Origin of the sequence: Kitasatospora sp. NPDC048296, assembly GCF_043201815.1 — a bacterium.
GTDB lineage: Bacteria > Actinomycetota > Actinomycetes > Streptomycetales > Streptomycetaceae > Kitasatospora.
Genome location: NZ_JBICZB010000070.1, coordinates 1 through 17,513, shown reverse-complemented (window position 1 = coordinate 17,513; position 17,513 = coordinate 1). Strand labels below are relative to the sequence as shown.

The 17,513-nt window shown below is 72.6% G+C and carries 17 protein-coding genes; 6 read left to right on the top strand and 11 right to left on the bottom strand.

The genetic code is table 11. The annotated features are described in order from the left end of the window. The first annotated feature begins 7 nt into the window (after positions 1 to 7). Both ACGF12_RS30810 and ACGF12_RS30805 read left to right on the top strand, forming a co-directional pair. Positions 8 to 1,126: an LCP family protein gene (locus ACGF12_RS30810; protein ID WP_393037206.1), complete on the top strand. Its 1,119-nt coding sequence runs from the start codon at positions 8 to 10 to the stop codon at positions 1,124 to 1,126. Positions 1,127 to 1,273: 147 nt separating this feature from the next. Then, positions 1,274 to 2,788, top strand: coding sequence for an LCP family protein (locus ACGF12_RS30805; protein ID WP_393037203.1), 1,515 nt, complete (start codon positions 1,274 to 1,276; stop codon positions 2,786 to 2,788). A gap of 108 nt (positions 2,789 to 2,896) precedes the next feature. On the opposite strand, the gene ACGF12_RS30800 is transcribed toward ACGF12_RS30805, so the two are convergent. The 5 genes from ACGF12_RS30800 to ssuE form a co-directional block, all read right to left on the bottom strand. Next, the gene (locus ACGF12_RS30800) at positions 2,897 to 3,937 is read right to left on the bottom strand and encodes a glycosyltransferase family 2 protein (protein WP_393037200.1); all 1,041 of its coding nucleotides are present in this window, start codon (positions 3,935 to 3,937) and stop codon (positions 2,897 to 2,899) included. Positions 3,938 to 4,098: 161 nt separating this feature from the next. Further along, a complete protein-coding gene (locus tag ACGF12_RS30795; RefSeq protein ID WP_393037198.1) occupies positions 4,099 to 6,069 on the bottom strand; it encodes a hypothetical protein in 1,971 nt (656 codons plus the stop codon). A gap of 169 nt (positions 6,070 to 6,238) precedes the next feature. After that, the gene (locus ACGF12_RS30790) at positions 6,239 to 8,806 is read right to left on the bottom strand and encodes an ABC transporter permease (protein ID WP_393037195.1); all 2,568 of its coding nucleotides are present in this window, start codon (positions 8,804 to 8,806) and stop codon (positions 6,239 to 6,241) included. A gap of 19 nt (positions 8,807 to 8,825) precedes the next feature. After that, a complete protein-coding gene (locus tag ACGF12_RS30785; protein WP_393037193.1) occupies positions 8,826 to 9,611 on the bottom strand; it encodes an ABC transporter ATP-binding protein in 786 nt (261 codons plus the stop codon). Positions 9,612 to 9,867: 256 nt separating this feature from the next. Then, positions 9,868 to 10,422 (bottom strand): NADPH-dependent FMN reductase, encoded by a 555-nt coding sequence (gene ssuE / locus ACGF12_RS30780; RefSeq protein WP_393037190.1) that lies wholly within the window; start codon positions 10,420 to 10,422, stop codon positions 9,868 to 9,870. A 368-nt stretch (positions 10,423 to 10,790) separates the two neighbouring features. Here ssuE and ACGF12_RS30775 point away from each other — a divergent pair, with 368 nt between their 5' ends. Continuing rightward, complete coding sequence (locus ACGF12_RS30775; protein WP_393037187.1) at positions 10,791 to 12,077, top strand: LCP family protein; 1,287 nt, start codon at positions 10,791 to 10,793, stop codon at positions 12,075 to 12,077. An 82-nt stretch (positions 12,078 to 12,159) separates the two neighbouring features. Here ACGF12_RS30775 and ACGF12_RS30770 read toward each other — a convergent pair whose 3' ends face one another. Both ACGF12_RS30770 and ACGF12_RS30765 read right to left on the bottom strand, forming a co-directional pair. Then, positions 12,160 to 12,963, bottom strand: a complete 804-nt coding sequence (locus ACGF12_RS30770) for an arylamine N-acetyltransferase (protein ID WP_393037184.1) — start codon at positions 12,961 to 12,963, stop codon at positions 12,160 to 12,162. A 158-nt stretch (positions 12,964 to 13,121) separates the two neighbouring features. Further along, complete coding sequence (locus ACGF12_RS30765) at positions 13,122 to 13,616, bottom strand: peptidylprolyl isomerase (RefSeq protein ID WP_393037182.1); 495 nt, start codon at positions 13,614 to 13,616, stop codon at positions 13,122 to 13,124. A gap of 167 nt (positions 13,617 to 13,783) precedes the next feature. On the opposite strand from ACGF12_RS30765, the gene ACGF12_RS30760 reads away from it, so the two are divergent. Beyond that, positions 13,784 to 14,155, top strand: coding sequence for a MerR family transcriptional regulator (locus ACGF12_RS30760; protein ID WP_393037179.1), 372 nt, complete (start codon positions 13,784 to 13,786; stop codon positions 14,153 to 14,155). 5 nt (positions 14,156 to 14,160) lie between these two features. Here ACGF12_RS30760 and ACGF12_RS30755 read toward each other — a convergent pair whose 3' ends face one another. Then, complete coding sequence (locus ACGF12_RS30755; RefSeq protein ID WP_393037176.1) at positions 14,161 to 14,610, bottom strand: MarR family winged helix-turn-helix transcriptional regulator; 450 nt, start codon at positions 14,608 to 14,610, stop codon at positions 14,161 to 14,163. A gap of 97 nt (positions 14,611 to 14,707) precedes the next feature. Here ACGF12_RS30755 and ACGF12_RS30750 point away from each other — a divergent pair, with 97 nt between their 5' ends. Beyond that, complete coding sequence (locus ACGF12_RS30750; RefSeq protein ID WP_393037173.1) at positions 14,708 to 15,220, top strand: DUF4440 domain-containing protein; 513 nt, start codon at positions 14,708 to 14,710, stop codon at positions 15,218 to 15,220. A gap of 70 nt (positions 15,221 to 15,290) precedes the next feature. Beyond that, a complete protein-coding gene (locus ACGF12_RS30745) occupies positions 15,291 to 15,887 on the top strand; it encodes an NAD(P)H-dependent oxidoreductase (RefSeq protein WP_393037170.1) in 597 nt (198 codons plus the stop codon). A 4-nt stretch (positions 15,888 to 15,891) separates the two neighbouring features. Here ACGF12_RS30745 and ACGF12_RS30740 read toward each other — a convergent pair whose 3' ends face one another. From ACGF12_RS30740 to ACGF12_RS30730, 3 genes are all read right to left on the bottom strand, one after another. Further along, complete coding sequence (locus tag ACGF12_RS30740) at positions 15,892 to 16,359, bottom strand: GNAT family N-acetyltransferase (RefSeq protein WP_393037167.1); 468 nt, start codon at positions 16,357 to 16,359, stop codon at positions 15,892 to 15,894. 52 nt (positions 16,360 to 16,411) lie between these two features. After that, positions 16,412 to 17,269 carry an oxidoreductase gene (locus tag ACGF12_RS30735; RefSeq protein WP_393037164.1) on the bottom strand — a complete coding sequence of 286 codons (858 nt, stop codon included), beginning with the start codon at positions 17,267 to 17,269 and terminating at the stop codon, positions 16,412 to 16,414. A gap of 152 nt (positions 17,270 to 17,421) precedes the next feature. Then, positions 17,422 to 17,513, bottom strand: a 92-nt coding sequence (locus tag ACGF12_RS30730) for an acyl-CoA dehydrogenase family protein (RefSeq protein WP_144385854.1), incomplete at its 5' end; no start/stop codon positions are given.

The following is a 17,513-nucleotide window of genomic DNA, read 5'->3' as shown; positions in this document are numbered from 1 at the left end:
GTGGCTGATGATCACCGCCGGCGTCGTCGCGTTCCTGGCGGTCGTCACCGGAGCGCTGCTCTACATCGCCTACCGCAAGCTGGACGGCAACATCCGGACCGACTCGGCCACCGACAAGCTGCTGGCCGAGCTGGAGGCCGAACGCCCGAGCCGTACGGCCGGGGCCGGCGGCGCCGAGAACATCCTGTTGATCGGCAGCGACGACCGCTCCGGCGCGAACTCCTCCTACGGCGGCGAGGCCGGCACCCAGCGCTCGGACACCACGATCCTGCTGCACCTGGCTGCCGACCGTAAGCATGCGACGGCGGTCTCCATCCCGCGTGACGTCATGGTCACCGTCCCGGCTTGCGAGAAGCCGGACAGCACCCGGAGCAAGTCGGGGCTGATGCAGTTCAACTGGGCCTTCGAGCTGGGCGGCCCGGCCTGTTCGATCCGTACCGTCGAGCAGCTCAGCGGCATCCGGATGGACCACTACCTGATCCTCGACTTCAACGGCTTCAAGACGATGGTGGACGCGATCGGCGGGGTCGACGTGTGCGTGCCGCAGCCGATCCACGACAAGGACGCCAAGCTGGACCTCGCGGCCGGCCGGCAGGTGCTGCACGGCGAGCAGGCGCTCGGCTACGTCCGGGCCCGGGAGAGCCTGGGCGACGGCAGCGACACCCAGCGGATGGGGCGTCAGCAGCAGTTCCTGGCCTCGCTGATCCGCAAGGTGCAGTCGCAGGGGGTGCTGCTGAACCCGGCGAAGCTGTGGCCGGTGCTGGACGCGGCCACCTCCTCGATCAAGGCGGACGGCGGGCTGTCGTCGCTGGGCGCGCTGTACGACCTCACCCAGGACCTGCGCGGCATCCCCTCGCCGGACGTGGAGTTCCTGACCGCGCCGCGCCGCCCGTACCGCTACGACTCGGACCGGGACGAGTTCGTGCAGCCGCAGACCACCCAGCTGTTCACCGCGCTGCGGGACGACCGGCCGATCGCCGTCCGGCCGCCCGGCTCGGCACCCACGGCGGCGGCGAGCCCGTCCGCCGGGGCAGGGTCGAACCAGGCGACGGCGTCGCCCTCGGCGAGCGCCGCACCCACCTTCGAGGGACGCACGGCCGACGTGGACGCCTGCGCGCAGCACTGACGCCCCACGTCGGCTTTGCCGATCCATTACTCTTTCGTGACGGATGTCATACCAGGAACGATTCCCCGTTCGGCTCGTCTAGTGTGTCCGGATCAGCCCGCTACCCGAGTGGGCCGCCCCCGTGACCGGCCGGACGAAGGGAGCCGCGTGCAGCAGGACATGCCGGAAACCGGCCAGGGCAACGGGGAGGGCCGCCGGACGACCAGGCGCCTGGCGGCGGCCGCCGCCAGGCGGAACCGGCGCCGACGAATACTCAAGTGGACGGCCGGCACCGGCGCGCTGGCGATGGTCGCGGGCTGCGGCGGGGCGTACTACCTGTACCAGCACTTCAACGACAACCTGACCTCGGTCAAGGTCCAGCTGGGCGAGGAGGCCGAGCGGCCCCAGGCCGCCGGGGACGCGCTGAACATCCTGGTGATCGGCACGGACAGCCGGCAGGGCCTCGGGCGCGAGTACGGCGACGAGGGCAGCACCGGGCACGCCGACACGACGCTGCTGTTCCACATCGCCAAGGACCGCACCAACGCGACCGTGATCAGCATCCCGCGCGACCTGATGGTGCCGATCCCGGAGTGCCGGACCGACCAGGGGAAGAAGATCCCCGGCTCGGCGCGGGAGATGTTCAACACCAGTCTGGGCCAGGACGGGCGCGACGCGGGCTGTACCTGGAAGACCGTCGAGAAGATGACCGGGATCCGGGTCGACCACTTCGTGCAGGTCAACTTCGAGGCGGTGAAGACCCTGTCCACCGCCGTCGGCGGCGTGGAGGTCTGCGCGGCCAAGGACATCGACGACAAGGACTCGCACCTGAAGATGTCCAAGGGCCGCCACACGGTCCAGGGCGAGGAGGCACTGGCCTTCGTCCGCACCCGGCACGCGGTCGGCTTCGGCGGCGACCTCACCCGGATCCCGCTCCAGCAGCAGTTCATCAGCTCGATGATCCGCAAGATCAAGAGCGACGACACCCTGACCAGCCCCACCAAGCTCTACAAGCTCGCGGACGCCGCCACCAAGGCGCTCACCGTGGACTCCGGCATCGGCAGCGTCGACAAGCTCAAGGACCTGGCGCAGGACATCAGCAAGGTGGACACCAAGAACATCACCTTCACCACCGTGCCGGTCCTGGACGACCCCAAGGACGACGACCGGCTGATCCTCAAGCAGCCCGACGCCGAGCAGGTGTTCTCGATGATCGCGGGCGACCGCTCGCTGACCGGGACGGCCACCCCGCCGGCCACCGACACCCCGGCCCCGGCCGCCCCCTCCTCCGCCGCCCCGGCCACCACCGCTCCGGCGGTGGACGCCAAGGACGTCCGGGTGACGGTGCGCAACGGCAGCGGGACGCGCGGGCAGTCCGGTCCGACGGTGGAGAAGCTGAAGGCCAAGGGCTTCGCCAAGGCCGCCGTCGCCTCCGACTCGGCGGTCACGGCGACCACCACGGTGTCGTACCCGGCCGGCCAGGAGGCCGAGGCCGCCGCGCTGGCCGCCGCCCTCGGGCTGCCCGCGGACGCCGCACGGCAGGACCCGAAGGCGGACCCGAAGGGCGCACTGGTACTGGTGCTCGGCAAGGATGTCCTCGCGGCCCCCACCCAGGCACCGACGGAGGCGCCGAAGGACCTCCAGCGGGTGCAGGCGGACGACACCGACGTCTGCGCCAAGTAGTCGGCAGGGGCCGCGGGTTCCGTCGTCATCGGTGAGGACGGCGGCCGGGCTCGCACCCGACCCGCCCTCAACCGCCCCCGGCGGTACCGGCGGTGGCGGTCACCGCTCTCAACCCGCCCGGGAGAGCACGTCCTTCGGGGACGGGCCGATGCTCCTTATCACCCGACGGGCCAGTGAGCGGGGCGAGGTGATGAAGCCGAAGCCCCAGCTGAGGTGCATGGTCGCGAGCGCCACCGGCAGCAGCGCCTTGGCCTTGAGGGACAGGCCGCGGCCCTCGACCACCGCGCCGCCCAGGATGCCCAGCAGGTAGGCGCCGGGCACCGCGAGGAAGGCCGGGTGGACGGCGGCTCCGAGCACCAGCCCGAGCACGACCGCGAGCAGCGCGGACGGCGGGGCGAGGTAGCGCAGGTTGACCGAGCCGCGGTGGTAGCGGGTGACCACCCGGCGCCAGCGGCCGTAGTCCTTGTACTGCTTGGCCAGCGCCCGGACCGACGGCCGGGGTCGGTAGGTCACCTTGAGCTGCGGGGTGAACCAGACCAGCCCGCCGTCCTGGCGGATCCGGTAGTTCAGCTCCCAGTCCTGGGCGCGGATGAACTCCTCGTTGTAGCCGCCGAGCTTCTCCAGCACCTCCCGCCGGAACACCCCGAGGTAGACGGTGTCCGCCGGGCCGGCCAGGCCGCCGGTGTGGAAGGCCGCGTTGCCGACACCGATCTTGGAGGTCATCGCGGCCGCGACCGCGTGCTCCCACTCGGTCTCGCCCTCGGCGTGCATGATGCCGCCGACGTTGGCCGCGTCCATCTCGCCGAGCAGCCGGACCGCCGTGGTGATGTAGCCCGGGGTGAGCAGGCCGTGACCGTCCACGCGCACCACTATCGGGTGCTGCGACCCTCGGATGGCGGCGTTCAGCCCCGCGGGGGTCCGGCCGGTGGGGTTCTCCACCGTGCGCACCCGCGGATCCTCGGCCACGAGCGCGGCCGCGATCTCGGCGGTACGGTCGGTGGAGGGGCCGAGGGCGATCACCACTTCGATCGGCCCGGGGTACTCCTGGTCCAGGATGCGCCGGACCGCCGTGCGCAGGTGTCGTTCCTCGTTGAGCACCGGCATGATCACGGAAACAGCCGGCAGCTCCTCAGCAGCCTTGGTGTTCATCGGGGCCAACCGTACCGGTGCCGACGTGCATCCGTCTTGTCCCGGTCTGGGCGGCCTCGGGCACCCCGAAGGGCGGTACCGGCGCTGTGATCACGCCCACCGTACCGCTCCGTTCCCCCCAGCCCGAATCGGAGTGGGAACGGTGCAGGTTCGGGGCAGGTTCAGAGCCAGTGGTGAACGACGATGAACAGCGCGAAGCCGGCCACCGAAAGGGTGTTCACCAGGCGCTGCGGACGGCCCAGCCGGTCCGGCAGCACCTGCTTGGGGCGCAGGTCGGGGCGGTGGGCGGCGGTGGCGACCACCCGGGCCAGCTCCACCGGGTCGTACCGCTCGCCGAGGTGGCGGGCCAGCCGGGACATCGGCCAGCCGGTCACGGAGAGGTCCTCGCCGCCGCGCAGCCGGATGATCAGCCGCCGGCGGTGCACGGCGGCGGCGGTGATCTGCGGCCACCGGAAGTGGCGGACGCGCAGCGCGGTGGCCACCCGCAGGCCGTCCCGGTCGGCCACGATCTGCCAGGACAGCGCGTGGCCGCAGGCGAGGATCGCCGAGGAGCCGAACCAGAGCGGGCGCAGCAGCCCCTGCCACCAACCCCCGCCGCTCAGGAACACCACGGCGGCGGCGAGCAGCAGCGCCATCGCGGGCCCGGGCAGCACGCGCAGCAGCACGGGTATCTCCCAGCGGCGGGCGGCCACCGGTCGGGCGTCCGAACCGGCCGGGTGGGCGGCGGCCACCGTCTCGGCGGTGAGTTCGGCGACGGCGAGTTCCTGCTCGCGTGCGTACTCGGCCTTGCGGTTCAGCCGCGGCGCCCGGGCGACGGGGGCAACCTCGGCGGCCACCCAGTTCGGGTCGTGGTCCAGCAGTCCGGGGCGGACCAGGAGCTGCCGGTCCGGGCCGTCCGGGCCGCGGTAGAGCACGGCGGGGACGCTGCGGCCGGTCCGGGCCAGCCGGGCGACGGCCTGCGCGGGGGTCGGGCGGTCGTAGGGCCCGGCCTCGTCGGACGACGGGCCGGGGTAGTCCTCGTCCTCCTCGGTCTCCGGGAGGTCGGGCACCCAGGCCGGGCCGTCGGTGTCCGGGTCGCCGTGGCGGGCCCAGCGGTAGCGGTCGCGCTCGACCAGGCGCCAGAGCGCGGGCCCGTCCGGCGGGCCGTCCAGCGGCAGCACCAGCAGATCGCCGCGGGCGTCGGTACGGACGCGGACGGCCAGCGCGGGTGCGGAGCCCTCGAAGGCGGGCCGGGCGCGGCGGGCGTTCGCAGCGGCGGCCGAGCCGAGCAGCAGGAGGCCGAGCAGGGCGCTCAGGCCGCCGAAGGCCACCTGGCCGGAGAGGTCGTAGTCGTCGCCGGCGGCGCGCACGGAGTCGCCGTTCACCAGCAGTGGGACGGGCTCGCCGGGCTGCGGTTGCCGCTGCCACTGGACGTCCAGGGCGGCGGTTCGCTCCGGGCCGCCGCCGGGCGGCTGGAAGCGGACGGTCAGCACGCCGTCCCCGTCGCTCGATCCGGCGGTGCCGACCACCCGGGTGGCCCGCCCGTCGGCGGCCCGCTGCCCGGCCTGCGCCCAGAGGCCGTACAGCGGGAGCGCCAGGGCGACCATGAGCAGCAGACCGCCGAGGAGACGGCGGCCCGGGCCCTCGGGCTCGGGGTGGACGGGCGAGGGCGCCCCGGCGGCCGTCCACGGGAAGGGGACGGGCGGGGCCGCCAGTTCGTCCAGTTGCCGGCGGGCGCGGCGGCGGCCGAGTTCGGCGCCGATCAGCACGGCGGCGAGCAGCAGGTTCATCAGGACGGCCGACCAGCGGGCGAGCGGGGAGACCAGGCCGCCCGGGGCGTACCAGAGCACCGCCAGGGCGACCGGGGGGACCAGTGCCCGGAAGCGGGGCTTGGCGATCAGCAGGACGATCTCGGCCAGCACCGTCCAGAACGCCAGTGTGGAGCCCCAGGTGTCCTGGCAGACGCCCTGGACGTTGCAGCCGCCGGTGTCGGCCGGCTCCACGGCCGTGGCCAGGGCGAGGAAGGCGGCCGGGGCGAGCGCGAGCCAGCGGGTGTCCAGCCGCCAGGCGGTCCGGGCGGCGCGCCAGCGGGCGGCCGCGGCCGCGGTGAGGGGCGCGGCGCTGGGCAGGGGTGGGGCGTCCGAGGGCAGCATCCGGCGATGATCTCAGCATCGGATGATCAGGCCGGCAGTCCGGTGGCCGTCCATGCCGCAGGGGCCGGGCGCTGTGCGCGCCCGGCCCCTGACCCCCGTTCCCCCCGGTTTCCCCCGTTCCCCCGTTCCTCCCCCGTGGGGGTTCGCCCCGACGTCCCCCGTCGCCGGGTCAGTCCGTCGCGATGGCCGCGAGGACGTTCATGCGTCCGGCCCGGAAGGCCGGGACGAGTGCGGCGACCAGGCCGATCACCACCGAGGAGACCAGCGTCACCGCGATCACGGTGGTCGGGACGGAGAGCGTCCCGAGCCCCTGGTCCCGCAGCACCCGCTGGGCGGTGATGCCCCAGGCCAGGCCCAGCCCGGTGCCGAGGACGGCGCCGAACACCGCGATCACCACGGACTCCAGCCGGATCATCCGGCGCAGCTGGCGGCGGGAGAGCCCGATCGCCCGCAGCAGGCCGATCTCGCGGGTCCGCTCGACCACCGACAGCGCCAGGGTGTTGACCACGCCGAGCACGGCGACGGTGATCGACAGGCCGACCAGTCCGTAGATCAGGTAGAGCAGGGTGTTGATCTGGGACTGCACCAGCTCCTTGTAGCCGGCCTGGTCCTTGACGCTCAGCTGCGGGTACTGCTTGAGCGCGTCCTCCAGGGCGGTGAGCGTCTTGGCGACGTCGGTGCCGGAGGAGGCCTTGGCGAAGAAGGTCCAGACCGGCGGCTGCTCGGCGGCCGGGACGACCTCGGTCATGGTGTCGAGGCCGACGAAGGTGCCGTCGCCCAGCAGCCCGCCCTTCTCGAAGACCACGCCCACCGGCAGGGTCTGGGTGCGGCCCTTGCCGTAGTCGACGGTCAGCCGGTCGCCGACCTTCAGGTTGTGGTCCTTTGCGAAGGTCTCGCCGATCCCCAGCGAGCCGTGCCCGACCGAGTCCACCGCGCCGGCGGTGACCGTGGGGTGGAAGTCGGTGCCGAAGAAGCTGGTCGGCACGGCGGTCAGGTTCGTCCTGGCGCTCTGCCCGCCGGGCAGCTGGACCTTCGTGTGGTTGAAGGCCTCCTGGGTGGTGATGTGATCGATGCCCGGGGTCCGCTTCACCGCGTCCATCATGTCGGTGGTGACCGGGGTGCGGCCGCCCGAGATGATGTAGTCCACGCCCACCGACTTGTCGATCTGCGCGCTGGCCGAGGTGACGGCCGAGGAGCTGAACACCGACGAGCCGATCACCAGCGCCAGCCCGATCATCAGCGCGGCGGCGGTGGCGCCGGTGCGGCGCGGGTTGCGCATCGCGTTGCGCTGGGCGAGCTTGCCGGAGGGGCCGAACAGGGCCGGGAGCAGGGCCCCGAGCACCTTGATGACGACGGTGGCCAGCAGCGGGCCGAGCACGACGAAGCCGATCAGGGTGAGCAGCAGGCCCAGGCCCAGGTACTGGCCGCCGGTGGACGCCTTCTGCGCCGAGCCCGCGAGCACCAGCAGCGCGGCACCGCCCCCGGTCAGCACCAGGCCGGTGATCGTCCGGACGATGTTGGAGCGGGCCTCGGCCGGGGTGCCGTGGTCGCGCAGGGCGGCCATCGGCGCGATCTTGCTGGCCCGGCGGGCCGGGATCCAGGCCGCGATGACGGTGATCAGGATGCCCACCGCGTAGCCGGCCACGAACACGTCGGGCCCGATCTCCAGGTCGCCCGCGTTGAGGTCCATGCCGATCGCGTTCATCAGCTTGATCAGGCCGACCGCGACGCCCAGGCCGACCGCCACCCCGAGGGTCGAGCCGAGCACGCCCAGGATCAGCGCCTCGACCAGCACCGAGCCGTTCACCTGTCGGCGGCTGCCGCCGATGGCGCGCAGCAGGCCGATCTCGCGGGTGCGCTGGGCGACCAGCATCGAGAAGGTGTTGATGATCAGGAAGCCGCCGACGATCAGCGAGATGCCGGCGAAGCCGAGCATCGCGTACTTCATGAAGTTGAGGCCGCTGCCGATCGACTTGGTGTTCTCGTCCTTCTGCTCGGCCGCGGTCTTGACCTGGTAGCCGGCGCCGACCTTGGCCAGGGCGTCGGCCTTGAGCTGGTCGTTGCTGCGGCTGCCGTCGCCGAAGGCCTCGACGGAGGTGTAGGCCTGCTCGCCGAGCAGCACCTGCTGGGCGGTCGGGGTGTCCAGGAAGGCCAGCGCCGCGCCCGGGTTGGTGGTGGTGAAGGTGGCGATGCCGACGATCGTGTACGGGTGCTGCCCCCCGGCGTTGTCGACCCGCAGCTTGTCGCCGAGGCCGAGCTCGGCCTTCTTGGCGGTGTCCGCGTCCAGGACCAGCTCGCCGGAGTTCTGCGGGACGTGGCCGGAGGTGATCTTCACCGGGTTGCGCGGGGTGTCGGTCCAGTTGCCGAGCAGGGTGGGCGCGCCGGTGGTCGGGCCGACCAGCTTGTTGGTGGCCGGGTTGACCAGGATGGCGTTGCCGACCATGACCTGGCCGACGGCCGTCTTCACCCCGGGCACCGCGGCGACCTGCTGGGCGAGCGAGACCGAGACGGTCGACGGCTTGTCGCCGGCCTGCTGGTCGTCGTCGGCCGGCTTGGGCGGCTGGACCGAGATGTCCGAGGCGGTCGCGGCGAACAGCTTGGAGAAGGTGCTGGTGGCTGTGTTGGAGAACACCAGGGTGCCGGACACGAAGGCGACCGACAGCACGACGGCGACGAGCGAGAGCGCCATCCGGCCCTTGTGGGCGAAGAAGCTCCGCAGTGAGGTCTTGAGCAGCATGGTGAGGTCGTCCCGCCGCTCAGCTGGTGCGCTTGCCGTCGAAACGGCGCATGCGTTCGAGGACGGAGTCGGCGGTCGGCGCGTGCATCTCGTCGACGATCACGCCGTCGGCGAGGAAGAGCACGCGGTCCGCGTAGCCGGCGGCGACCGGGTCGTGGGTGACCATGACCATGGTCTGGCCCAGCTCGTCCACCGAGCGGCGCAGGAAGGTCAGCACCTCGGCGCCGGCCCGGGAGTCCAGGTTCCCGGTGGGCTCGTCGCCGAAGATGATCTCGGGGCGGGCGGCCAGGGCCCGGGCCACCGCGACGCGCTGCTGCTGGCCGCCGGAGAGCTGGGTGGGGCGGTGCTTGAGCCGGCCGGCCAGGCCGACGGTCTCCACCACCTGGTCCAGCCAGGCCTGGTCGGGCTTGCGGCCGGCGATGTCCATCGGGAGCGTGATGTTCTCCAGCGCGTTCAGGGTCGGCAGCAGGTTGAACGCCTGGAAGATGAAGCCGATCTTGTCGCGGCGCAGCCTGGTCAGCTGCTTGTCCTTGAGGCCGGTGATCTCCGTGTCGCCGATCCAGATCCGACCGTCGCTGACCGTGTCCAGGCCGGCCAGGCAGTGCATCAGCGTCGACTTGCCGGAGCCGGAGGGGCCCATGATCGCGGTGAAGCGGCCGCGCTGGATGTCCACGTCGACCGCGTCCAGGGCGGTCACCTTGGTCTCGCCCGAGCCGTACGCCTTGGTGACCTGACGGGCCGACGCGGCGACGGCGGACGGTCCGCCGGGAAGCTGGGGGTCGTACACGGCTGCTGCCGTCGTCACTGGAGTCTCCTAAGAAGTGGGCCCACCCGTTGGCCCCCACCCTGCCGACACGGTCGGCCGCGGACCCGACGGAGTCGGGCCGCGTTCGGGCGGGTGGGGACGTGAGATCCACGTTAGGAGTCGGTTGCGGGCCGCTCGTCCTCCGTCGGAATGAAGCGGTGCAACCAAGGTTCTACGGGGTGCGGCACCCCCTCCCCCTAGGGGGCGCCGCGGAGCGTCTCGGGGTCGCCCCGTACGGGGTCGCACCGGCCGCTGCTCAGCCGGTCAGCGCGGGTGCGGCCAGCCGCTCCAGGGCGTCGGCGAAGCCCGCCACGACGGGGGCCAGCAGGGCGTCGGTCTCGCGCTCGACCAGGGTGGTGCCGTCCTCCCCGGCGGTGATGTGGCGGTCGAGCACGAACCAGCCCTGGGTGATGTGGCCGGCGCCCATCGAGCTGAGCACCGGGCGCAGCGCGTAGTCGACCGCGAGGACGTGCGCGGGCGAGCCGCCGGTGGCCAGCGGCAGGACGGCCTTGCCGGCCAGCGCGTACTGCGGGAGCACGTCCAGCAGGGCCTTCAGCAGGCCCGAGTAGGCGGCCTTGTAGACGGGGGTGCCGATGACCACGCCGTCGGCGCGGGCGAACAGCTCGGTGACGGCGACGATCTCGGGGTGGTCGAAGTCGCCCGACAGCAGCGCGTGCGCGGGCAGGCTGCGGGCCTCGAAGGGGATGACGTGGTGGCCGCGGTCGGCGAGGCGGGCGTCGACGTGGCGCAGCAGGCGGGTGGTGCGGGAGGTGGCGGACGGGGAGCCGGAAACGGACAGGACGGTGGCCATGGTTCACCTCTGGCTGGAAGCGGGCGGCTCTTCGAAACGGCGCCGCAGCGGGCGGGGCGCTGCGGTTCGGTGCTCGGAAGGGGGCGTCTCGACGGGCGCGAGGCGCGAGTGTCAGCCGCGACAGAGCGAACAGGCCACCCCACGCCGCAGGTCGACGTGCCGCCGACGCGTGAGTGCCCAACGCTGATCCATGCCTGAAATGCAAACACGCTGTGTTCGAGGCGGTCAAGAATCGTTTCGGCAGCCGGAACGCGGGTGACGGGACGTTTCAGCGGAACGATCCGGTACGTGCATCAAAACTGCTACAAGAGGCCTGGTGGGGCCCCCGGGGGGAGTCAGGCCGAGCGGGGTCGGGCATCCTCGACGGCATGAACACGTGGCAGGAGGGCCGCCCGGGCGGCGGCGGGAACCCGTACGGAGGCAACGGCGGAGGCGGGGCGGCGGCCGAGCCGCCGCTGCCGACCTCGCTGAACCCGCGCGGGCCGGGGGCGCCCGCGCCGCGGCAGCCCGAGCCGTCCCGGTACGGCGGCGTCCCGCCGCAGGGCGTGCCCGGTGGCCCGGGCCGGCCCGGTGGCCCCGGCGGTCCCGGCCGGCCGGGCGGTCCGGGTGGTCCGGGTGGTCCCGGCGGCCCGGCCGGTGCGCGGCCGGCCGGTGCCCAGGCCAAGCGCTGGCCGCGGCGGCGCATAGTCAAGTGGTCGGTCTTCGGCCTGCTGATCGCCGTGATGGTGACCGCCGTCTCCACCTACTTCTGGGCGGACTCCAAGCTCAACCACGACAACGTGCTGGCCGGCTACCCGGGCCGCCCGGCGGCGGGCAAGGGCACCAACTGGCTGATCGTCGGCTCGGACAGCCGCGAGGGCCTCTCCGAGGCCCAGCAGGACGAGATGCACACGGGCCACGACGTCGAGGGCAAGCGCAGCGACTCGATGATGATCCTGCACATCGGGGACCACGGGAACACCCTGATGAGCATCCCGCGCGACTCCTGGGTACCGATCCCGGAGTTCAAGGCGAGCAACGGGAAGACCGTCAAGGCCACCACCTCGAAGATCAACTCGGCCTTCGCCAACGGCAACGGCCGGCTCCTGGTGCAGACCGTCGAGCTGAACACCGGCATCCACATCGACCACTACGCCGAGATCGGCTTCGCCGGGTTCGCCGGCATCGTCGACTCGATCGGCGGCGTCGAGATGCACATCGACCAGGACATCAAGGACCGGGACTCCGGCCTCGACCTCAAGGCCGGCGACCAGACCCTCAACGGCGTCCAGGCCCTCGCCTTCGTCCGCCAGCGCCACCAGATGGCCGACCAGGACCTCGGCCGGATGCGCAACCAGCAGAAGTTCCTCGGCGCCCTCGCCCACCAGGCCGCCTCCCCCGGCACCGTGCTCAACCCGTTCACCTTCTACCCGCTGGTCGACTCGGCGCTCGGCACCCTGATCGTCGACGACGACTGCGGGCTGACCGACCTGGGCTCGCTCTTCCTCGCCATGAAGGACGTCAACGGCGGCAACGGCAAGACCATGACCGTCCCGATCGGCAACGCGGACTACCACACCAAGACCGGCGAGTCCGCGGTGCAGTGGGACGCCGGCAAGTCCAAGCAGGTCTTCGACGCCTTCAAGAACGACACCACGGTGCCGGACTTCAAGTAACCGGCGACTCCGGGCGACCGGCTCCGCCCTCGCCTGACGGCACGCCGCGGTTCCCGGCCGTCGGCATGCCGCCGCCCCGGCGTCAGGCGGACGGAGGGGTCGGCAGCCGGTCGAGCGCGATCCCGAAGTGCTCCCGGTACGCGGACAGCGCCCCGGCGTCGGTGAGTTGCTCCTCGGTGCGGCCGCCGTCGGGGGCGGTCCGGATCAGCCGGGTGCCGCTGAGGGTGGTGCGGCCGCCGTCCGGGGCGAGCAGCGAGCAGGTGGTCGACCGGGTGAAGTGGGACTGCGGCGAGGTGGTCTGCCACCAGCAGGTCGGCCCGAAGTCGGCCAGGTGGTACGGGCGCGGGTCGAGCCGGTACTGCGGCACGCCGTCCAGTCGTACGTCCAACTCGCCGTGGTCGCCGTACGGACCGATCACGACCGTGCCGTGCGGGTCGGGCTGGGCGCCGCGCTCCTCCAGGCGCAGCGGGAGCAGGCTGAACCGGCCGAACCCCACGTCGACCAGCCAGGGTTCGTCCAGGTCGACCCGCAGCGCCAGGTGGTCGAACGGCGGCCCGGGCCGCTCCCCGCCCAGGCCCCGGGCGGCCAGCAGGCTCACCCGGTACCCCAGCGCGCGCAGCAACTCGGCGAAGGCGCCGTTGAGTTCGTAGCAGAAGCCGCCGCGCCGCCGGTCCACCAGCTTCGCCACCAGGGCGGCCGGCTCCAGCACCACGGGCTCGCCGAGGTGGATGCTCAGGTTCTCGAACGGAACCGCCCGAAGGTGGGCCCGCTGCAGCAGCGCCAGGCCCTCCGCCGAGGGCGGCCCGGGCTCCGTCACGCCGATCCGCTCCAGGTACGCCGCCCGTACGTCCGGTGCCAGTCCCTCGTACGCCTTCTCGTGATCCACCCGCCCATTCCACCCGGGCGGCGGGCGATCGACCATCGGTCCTTCGTCCTAGGCCATTCCACGGTCGGCGGGCATGCCACCGCCCCGGAGCGGAAGGTCGGCAGGTCCGACTCCCCGCTCCGGGGCGGTGGGTTGTCACCGGTCCCGGAGGACGGTGATCAGGCGATCTCGCCGGACTTGGCGATGGTGATCTTGGCCGAGGTGCGGCCGCTCTGCGAGCCGAGGCCCTCGATCTTCTTCACCAGGTCCATGCCCTCGACGACCTCGCCGAAGACGACGTGCTTGCCGTCCAGCCAGTCGGTGACGATGGTGGTGATGAAGAACTGCGAACCATTGGTGTTGCGACCGGCGTTGGCCATCGAGAGCAGACCCGGGCGGTCGTGCTTCAGCTCGAAGTTCTCGTCCGCGAACTTCTCGCCGTAGATGCTCTTGCCACCGGTGCCGTTGTGGTTGGTGAAGTCACCGCCCTGCAGCATGAAGGCGGGGATCACGCGGTGGAAGCCGGAGCCCTCGTAGCCGAAACCGTTCTGGCCGGTGGCCAGCTCGCGGAAGTTGCGGGCGGTCTTCGGGACGACGTCGTCGAAGAGCTTGAAGACGATGCGGCCGGCCGGCTCGTCGTTGATGCTGATGTCGAAGAAAACGTTGGAACCCATGCAGGGATCATGGCACGAGCGACCCACCGTCGCTCGCCACCCCCGGAGCGCACGAGGTCGGATCGGCGTGTTATCCGGCGGGCGTCGGGCGGAAGCTGGCATCGACGTCCGGTTCGAACCTCGAGTGACTCGACGGGCGCTTCGACCGGGACGACGGGGTGGACGGCATGCGGATCGGTGAACTGGCCCGGCGGACGGGCGTGAGCGAGCGCTCGCTGCGGTACTACGAGCAGCAGGGCCTGCTGTTCGCGCAACGCACCCGGGGCGGCCACCGGGAGTACCCGGAGACGGCGGTGGACCGGGTGGTCCACATCCAGGAGCTGTTCGCGGCCGGGCTGCACAGTCGCACCATCCACAAGATCCTGCCCTGTATGCGGGACTCCGACGGCGGCCCGGACAAGACCGCCACGCCGCTGCTGGTCCAGGAGCTCACCGCGGAGCGCGACCGGATCGACCGGATGATCACCGACCTGCTGCGCTCGCGGGAGGTGCTGGACGAGGTGATCGCCGGCGCCTCCGGGAAGTCGGCGGCGGCGTAGCGGGCTCAGGCCTTCAGCTTGCGCCAGACCGTCTCCAGGGCGGCGATGTCCGCCTCGTCCAGCCGCTCGGTGAAGACCGGCGCGAGGACGGCCCGCCGGGTGGCGTCGGCCTCGGCGAAGACGGCGCGGCCCTGCTCGGTCAGCTCGATCCGCACCGAGCGCGCGTCCGAGGCGGAGGGCGCGCGGGACACCAGTCCACGCCCCGCCAGGGCGTCCACGACCCGGGAGACCTGGCTGCGGCTGAGCATGGTCTTCGCGCCGAGGTCGGAGGCGGCCACCGGCTCCCGCTGGCCGTTCAGCCAGAGCATCACCTCGAACCAGGACAGCGGCAGCCCGTGCACCCGGGTGAGCTCCCGGTCGATCCGGGCGGCGAGGGTGGTTCCCGCCCAGACCAGGCCGTAGAAGGCGTGGTCCTGCTCCGACAGCGGGCCCAGGGTGAGATCAGCGCGGTCCATGGCGCTCATCGTACCGAGGTTGCGTGCATGCGCACACAGTTCTAGTGTGTGCGTGCGCACGCAACACATGTCCCCGCCATGCCGAGAGGGCCGAAACATGTCCGAGCACACCACCACCGAGCAGGCCGACCTCGACCGGCTGCGCGCCACGCTGACCGCCGCGGCCGGCGAGAACCGGGCCCGCGCCTTCCTCTACCGCTGGCTGGAGCTGCTGGAGCGGACCACCGGCGACGCCGAGCCGCTGCGCGAACTGCTCGCCGACGACCTGACGATGACCCTCCCCGACGGGCGGGCGCTGCACAGCTACGAGGAGGTCGCCGCCTGGTACGCGGGCACCCGCGAGGCGGTCCAGCTCAGCCTGCACCACGTCCGCGAGCTGACCGTCATCCCGGGGCCCGGCCGGACGTACGACCTGGCCATCGACTTCGACTGGCAGGGCATCGCCAAGGACGGCCGCCCGATGACGGCCCGGACCCGGCACCAGTGGACCCTGACCGACACCGGCGAGCCCCACCTGCGGCTCTCCCGCTTCGCGGTCACCGCCGTCGAACCCTTCACCCCGGTCCCGGCCGCGCAGGCGCTCGCGCACTACACGGCCGCCCGCTCCTAGGGCCGTCCGCCCCCGCAACCCCGGCGGCACCAGTAGCATCGGCCTCCAACCACCTTGAGGGGGGCGGAACATGAAGCGGATCGGGGTCTACCTGGCGCATCCGCGGCCGGGCAGCTTCAACCACGCGCTGCACCAGGCCGTGATCGACGAGCTGCGCGGGCGCCGCTGCGAGGTACGGGCACACGACCTGTACGCCGAGGGGTTCGCACCGCTGCTCACCGCCGAGGAGACCGGCACGGTGGCCGACGCCGGGGCCACCGCCGACCCCCAACTCGCCCTGCACCGCGCCGAGGTGGCCACCCTGGACGCGCTGGTGGTGATCCACCCCAACTGGTGGGGCATGCCGCCCGCCGTGCTGACCGGCTGGGTGCAGCGGGTGCTGGCCCCCGGCGTCGCCTACAAGCTCGGCACCGCCGACGGCGAGCCGGCCGGACTGCTGCGGGCCGGGCGGGCCCTGGTGCTGAACACCTCGGACACCCCCGGGACCCGGGAGCGCGAGGAGTTCGGCGACCCGCTGGAACGGATCTGGGCGGCCTGCGTGCTGCCGTACGTCGGCGTCACCGACGTCCGGCGGACGGTGTTCCGCACCGTCACCGGCTCCCCCGCCGACGAGCGGGCCGAGTGGCTGCGGCAGGCCCGGCAGCAGGCCGCCGCACTGCTGGACTGAGGCCTCACAGCTCGACCTCCGCCACCTCCTGTTCGCCGCTCAGCTCGCCGGTCGGGCGGAAGCCCAGCCGGGCGTAGAACCCGGCCGGGCCGTCCGGGCCCGGGTGGTAGGTGACCGTCGCGCGGGTGCCGCCGCGGCGGCGGATCTCCGCGCAGACCTGCTCGACGGCGAACCGGCCGTAGCCGCCGCGCTGCTGCCCGGCGTCGACCAGCAGGCGCCAGAGGCCGGAGCGGGGGCGGTCGCCGGGTCGCTCCGGGTCGAAGCGGACGTCGAAGAAGGCCATCACGAAGCCGACCGGCCGCCCGCCGTCCAGGATCAGCCGGGGCCAGGCCGTCTCCCCGTACACGTACGCCTCGGCCAGCGACTCCGCCACCGGTGTGACCAGGCCCTCCTGGTCCGGTCGCGCCCGCAGGGCCAGGGCGGCGTCGATGTTGTCGGGGGTGAGCACGGCGAGGCTGAGCGTGGAGGACATGGCGGGCAGCCTAGGGTCCAGGCCGCCCGCCGTCACGGGGATTCCCGCGGAGTTACGCCCCCGCCGGGAAGTCGGTGGCACGGCCGACCGCCGCCCAGGCCTCGGCCTCGCTGCGCGCGCCGTCCAGGTTGCCGAGGATCGCGTCCACGGCGTCGGTGCCGAGCGCGAGCCGCAGCGGGGTCCGCTCGGCGTCCAGCGCGGTCAGGATCGCCTCGGCGGCCTTCACCGGGTCGCCCGCCTGCTTGCCGTCGGAGTCCGGCAGGCCGGTGCGGACCGGGCCGACCACCGGCTCGTAGGCGTCGATCGGGGCGGAGTGGGCGAGCGCGCCACCGCCCGCGAAGCCGGTCCGGAACGCCCCCGGCTCGACGATCAGCACCTTGATCCCGAAGCCGGCCACCTCCTGGGCCAGCGCCTCGGACAGCCCCTCCAGGGCGAACTTGGTGGCCGAGTAGGCACCGACGCCGGGGAAGGAGAACCGGCCGCCCATGCTGCTCATCTGCACCACGGCGCCCGAGCCCTGGGCCCGCATGTGCGGCAGCACGGCCCGGGTGAGCGCGGCCGGGCCGAAGAAGTGCAGGTCCATGAGGTCCCGCAGCTCGCGGTCGGTGGTCTCCTCGACGGCGCCGATCACGCCGCGCCCGGCGTTGTTCACCAGGACATCGATCCGGCCGAGCCGGGACACGGCCTCCTCGACGGCGGCGGCGATCTGCTCCTGGTCGGTGACGTCCAGCCGGACCGGGACGACCCGGCCGGGGTGGGCGGCCTCCAGCTCGGCCAGCGCCTCGGGGCGCCGGGCGGCGGCGACCACGGTGCCGCCGGCGGCGATGGCGGCCTCGGCGATGGCCTGGCCGAAGCCGGAGTTGGCACCGGTGATCAGCCAGACCTTGCCGGCGTTCTCGTGAGCGGTCATCTGCATTCCTCCGTACTCGGGTGCACTACAGGAAAGTTGACGATCATTTATACGACACCGCCGCGGCCGGCGATCAGGCCGGTCCGGAAACGCCGGAGCCCCCGGCCGATCGGAATCGGCCGGGGGCTCCGAGGAGTTCGAGGTCGGGCCCGTTACGGGAGGTTGCGGGCCATCACGATGCGCTGGACCTGGTTGGTGCCCTCGTAGATCTGGGTGATCTTCGCGTCACGCATCATCCGCTCCA